This window comes from Sphingobacterium sp. UBA6645 (assembly GCF_002455685.1).
GTDB lineage: Bacteria > Bacteroidota > Bacteroidia > Sphingobacteriales > Sphingobacteriaceae > Sphingobacterium > Sphingobacterium hotanense.
In genome coordinates this window covers 1-4,909 of sequence record NZ_DKLH01000059.1, presented here as the reverse complement: position 1 = coordinate 4,909, position 4,909 = coordinate 1, and the positions used below count along the sequence as shown (strand labels likewise).

Sequence of the window (4,909 nt, the reverse complement as noted above, 5' to 3'; positions counted from 1 at the left end):
ACCTGGGCTCGAACCAGGGACCAAAAGATTATGAGTCTTCTACTCTAACCGACTGAGCTATAGGCGCAGTTTTTGTTATCAAAAAAGAGAACGATAATTCCGGTTTTGACGATGCAATTATCGATATTTGAGACGAGAAAACAAAATTTTTGTATGCAAAATATTAAAAATGTTATCCTGGATTATGGGAATGTCATCTTTATGATTGACTTCAAAAAAGTAAGCGAATCCTTTAGTGCGCTCGGTATCACCAATGTGAACGACTTTTTTGGACATCGCGGACAGGACAGCCTGTTTGACGAGTTCGATAAGGGAGAGATCTCTGCGGCGGAATTTAGAGAAGGGGTGAGGGTAAAAGCCAATCGGCCGGACTTAACAGACCAACAGATAGACGACGCGTGGAATTCACTATTGATTGGTGTTCCGGAGGGAAAACATGGGGTATTAGAGGAGTTGAAGAAGCATAACCGTATGTTCCTTTTAAGCAATAATAACGAATTGCATTACGCATACTGTATGCAGCATATCAAAGATCGTTACGGCGTAGACAGCAACGATCAGTTTTTTGAGAAGACTTACTATTCGCACCTTGCAGGACTGCGTAAACCAGATTTAGCCATTTTTGAACTCGTATTGAAAGAAAATAACCTCAATCCCGCGGAAACATTATTCATTGATGATAGCCCGCAACACTTAGAAGCTGCAAAGTTATTAGGCATCCACACTGCTTTATGCACAGCGGAGCATCCGATCGAAGCAATCGTAGAAGAATACAAGCTCCTCGAAAATTAATTTGCGAAACCGCTTTGTTTTGTTTACTTTTGCACACCAAGAATTTTACGACGAAAGGAGGTATATAAAAGCTATGATTATTGTAAATGTTAAAGAAGGTGAATCTTTAGATAGAGCATTAAAACGTTTCAAGAAGAAATTCGAGAAGACTGGTGTTTTAAGAGAACTTCGTTCTCGTCAGGCTTATGAGAAGAAATCTGTAGCTCGTCGTATCCAAGTTAAGAAAGCTATCTACAAGCAATCTTTAAACCAAGACAACGCGTAATTGAACGGCGCCTAAGAACGCCTTCTAAAAGATATCAGCCCCATCACAGCATTGTGATGGGGCTTTTCTTTTCTAAGAAGTGATGAAAATCATGAAATCCCTCTCAAAACTTCCGTAATTTGCTATGGATAAGCGTTAATTCTTCGAATTCAACACTTCAAACCAATCCAATTCGATTACTTTTCGTAACTTATCTATCTGTAAAATAGAGAAAGCGGGAAAACTTTCGGCTTCATTTTATCAGCAAACCAAATCTATCTGAAAAACAACAATTGATGACCAATTATAATATACCGAAGCACCTCAAAGGGCTATCGGAAGCAGAAGTAAATACATCCCGTGAGAAGTATGGCATTAATAAAATAGAAACGGAACATAGCGGAGCTTGGGCGATACTATGGGAAATTCTCAAAGAGCCTATGTTGATATTGTTGTTTGCAATTTCTATCATCTATGTGCTCGTTGGAGATTATGGCGAGGCTTTATTTATGTTCGTCGCCATCGTCGCTGTATCGGGAATTTCCTTCTATCAAGATAATCGGAGCAAGAAAGCTTTGGAGGAACTTGAAAAACTAAATGAACCCCTAAGCACTGTTATCAGAAATTCGCAAGTCGAGAAGATTCCAAGTCATGAAATCGTCGTTGGTGATTTGTGCATCACGGAGGAGGGGAAGATGATCAATGCCGATGGTCGGATTGTCCATAGCAATGATTATTCTGTCAACGAAGCCTCTTTGACGGGCGAGAGCTTCTCGGTGTTCAAGAGTGCGGATTCGGAGGATAAGTACATATACAGTGGAACAATTTCCGTATCCGGATTGGCAGTTTTTGAAGTCGAAGCAATCGGGAAGAATACAAAGATTGGAAAGATTGGCGAGTCCATTTCAAGCATTCAAGAAGAAAGCTCGCCATTGCAGATACAAATCCGTCAGTTCGTGAAATGGATGGCCGTAGCCGGCATTTTTATTTTTTTACTAGTCTGGGGATATAGTTACTTTCAGTCTCACAATTTCGTTGCCAGTTTATTAAATGGGCTTACGATGGCGATGTCTGTTCTGCCGGAAGAGATTCCCGTCGCCTTCACCACATTTATGGCTCTGGGAGCTTGGAAATTGATGCGGGAAGGGGTGATCATCAAAAGGAGCAGTGTTGTTGAAACGCTAGGAAGTACAACCGTAATCTGCACGGATAAAACAGGCACCATAACGGAGAATAGCATGCATCTTAGCACGTTGTATGATTATGGTTCCAACAAAATCTACGTTGAGACTGAATTTGATAATCCGAAGCTTACAACATTGATTGATTACGCGATGTGGAGCAGCGAACCAGTGCCTTTTGATCCCATGGAGAAGACGTTGCATCAGGTCTACGAAAAGACGACCAGAGACGATCAGCGGAAGCAATATGAGCTCTTTCATGAATACCCATTAGAAGGTAAGCCGCCCATGATGACACATCTTTTTCGCAATGATGATGGTATTCGTATCATAGCGGCAAAAGGAGCGCCGGAAGCTATCCTCGCGGTGTCATCGCTAGATGAGGTCGAGAAGGATAAGCTACGAGCATTATACAAGGCTTTCGGAAAAGAAGGCTTTCGGGTGCTAGGCGTTGCGAAATCTGTTTTCCCGACGGATGACTTCCCTGAAAAACAACAAGACTTCGAATTTGATTTCCTAGGCTTCGTCGTGTTTTATGACCCGCCAAAGAAAGGTATCGAAAATGTGTTCAAGAAGATATACGACGCAGGCATACAAGTTAAGGTAATTACGGGCGACAATGCAGACACCACCGCTAGTATTGCTGCCCAAGCAGGTATCGTCAATACAGCTGTGGGACTAAATGGGAGCGACCTGGCCGCATATTCGGAAGAGCAATTAATGTCGGTTGCAGAGCGGACCGTATTGTTTACACGGATGTTTCCAGAAGCAAAGCTTACAGTCATCAATGCGTTAAAGAAAAAAGGAGAGGTGGTCGCTATGCTGGGCGACGGTGTCAATGATGGACCGGCACTAAAAGCCGCCCACATTGGGGTTGCCATGGGAAGCAAAGGAACGGAGATCGCGAAGGCTGCAGCGGCCTTAGTGATTACCAATGATGATTTGGATAAGCTTGTGCTCGGAATTGCTGCAGGACGCCGCATTTACGCTAATATCAAGAAAGCAATACAATATATCATATCGATTCACATCCCAATCATATTGACCGTGTCATTGCCCTTGTTTCTGGGCTGGATCTATCCGCAAATCTTCAGCCCGGTGCATGTTATCTTTATGGAATTGGTCATGGGGCCTACATGCTCTATTGTTTATGAGAGCGAACCTATGGAAATGAATACCATGCTGAAGCCCCCAAGGTCTTTAGGCGATACGTTTTTAAATATAAAAGAGCTTGCTATCAGTATTATACAAGGACTGGCAATTACCGCTGGCGTCTTATTCGCTTATCAATGGGCTATTCAAAATGGAGGTTCCGAAGAGAACACTAGAGCCATGGTCTTCACGACGCTTATTTTTGCTAATATCTTGTTGAGCTTGGTTAACCGTTCTTTCTATTATAGCGTATTCGAAAGCTTTAAATACAAAAATATATTATTCCCGATTGTAATTGGAGTGACGTTAATCCTACTCTTTTCTATTTTATATATTCAACCCTTCGCCCGTTTCTTTGAGGTCACGGATTTGAATGCTTCTGAATTAGGGATGTCCATTGCGATAGCGAGTGTTTCTGTTCTGTGGTTTGAACTGTATAAATCTGTTAAACGAAAAACTTCGACGGGTGGAAAATAAAGAAAGGATGCTTGTTTTGTAAATCTAATCTAGCTTTTAATATGAAAATAAAAAGCACAACTTAGGCGAACCTTTTCTTCATTTAGTATACTAAGTAGATTAAACAAATGTGTAATTCATCTTATTTAATAACGGTAGTTAATAATTAAGCCAGGCTTATAGAAGTTGATAAAATCTTTGACGTATTTAACTGTTTTTATATTAAATATCTTAAAAATAGATATATAGACAATATAATTGTACAAATATTTGCAAAAATGGTAGTATATATACTACCTTTGTATTGTGGAGTTCGAGATGTGATTGGTGTTTTAAGGCATAAATTATCCAGGCACATTTTAGAATTTTTCATTATGAAATCAAGCGAGTTCCACAGACTATTGCGAAAAAACGGCTGGATTCATATCCGTACCAGAGGATCTCATTACATTTATGAGAAGGATGGGAAGTCCTATCCAATTCCTTACCAAGGTAGCAAAGAGATTGGAGAGGGCCTTCGCAAGAAAATCATGAAGGATCTGGGGCTTTAATTAGCTCCCGATCCCCATGATAAATAAAATGAAAATATTATGAGAACACTAAAGATCATTATCGAGCGCAGTGATGACATGTTCAGTGCCTATGCTGAAAATGCCGAAGGTATTTATGGAGGAGGGGATACTGTCGAAGAAGCAAAAAAATCAATTTTAGATGCAATCGACATTATGACCGGAGAATTCGCTGCAGAGAATATTCCGTCTATTCTTAAAGGCAATTACAAAGTGATTTATCACTTCGATGCAGAGAGCTTTCTCAATTACTACAAAGGCATCTTTACTAATGCCGCTTTAGAAAAGATTACAGGCATCAATCAACGTCAGTTGCAACATTATTCTTCCGGTCTGAAAAAGCCTCGCCAGCTGCAGCTCAAGAAGATAGAAGAAGGGCTTCACCGTCTTGCGGCAGAGCTTCAGGCAGTAGAGTTGGTTTAAAAATATGGTCGAGACGAATCTCAAAATTAGGAAGTTTCGCCGCAAAAAAAACTCCCAAAAACCAAAAAAGCTCATCTTTCGATGAGCTTTTT

Annotated in this window: 5 protein-coding genes; all 5 read left to right on the top strand. The window is 40.7% G+C overall.

The annotated features are described in order from the left end of the window. The first annotated feature begins 153 nt into the window (after positions 1–153). On the top strand, positions 154–792 hold the full coding sequence (locus tag B2400_RS11385) for an HAD family hydrolase (RefSeq protein WP_293933443.1): 639 nt from the start codon (positions 154–156) through the stop codon (positions 790–792). 73 nt (positions 793–865) lie between these two features. Next, positions 866–1,057: a 30S ribosomal protein S21 gene (gene rpsU, locus B2400_RS11380; protein ID WP_093097788.1), complete on the top strand. Its 192-nt coding sequence runs from the start codon at positions 866–868 to the stop codon at positions 1,055–1,057. A gap of 275 nt (positions 1,058–1,332) precedes the next feature. Further along, positions 1,333–3,846 (top strand): cation-translocating P-type ATPase, encoded by a 2,514-nt coding sequence (locus B2400_RS11375; protein WP_293933436.1) that lies wholly within the window; start codon positions 1,333–1,335, stop codon positions 3,844–3,846. Positions 3,847–4,199: 353 nt separating this feature from the next. Further along, a complete protein-coding gene (locus B2400_RS11370) occupies positions 4,200–4,376 on the top strand; it encodes a type II toxin-antitoxin system HicA family toxin (RefSeq protein ID WP_293933433.1) in 177 nt (58 codons plus the stop codon). A 39-nt stretch (positions 4,377–4,415) separates the two neighbouring features. After that, a complete protein-coding gene (locus B2400_RS11365; RefSeq protein ID WP_149526249.1) occupies positions 4,416–4,817 on the top strand; it encodes a type II toxin-antitoxin system HicB family antitoxin in 402 nt (133 codons plus the stop codon). Positions 4,818–4,909 lie beyond the last annotated feature (92 nt).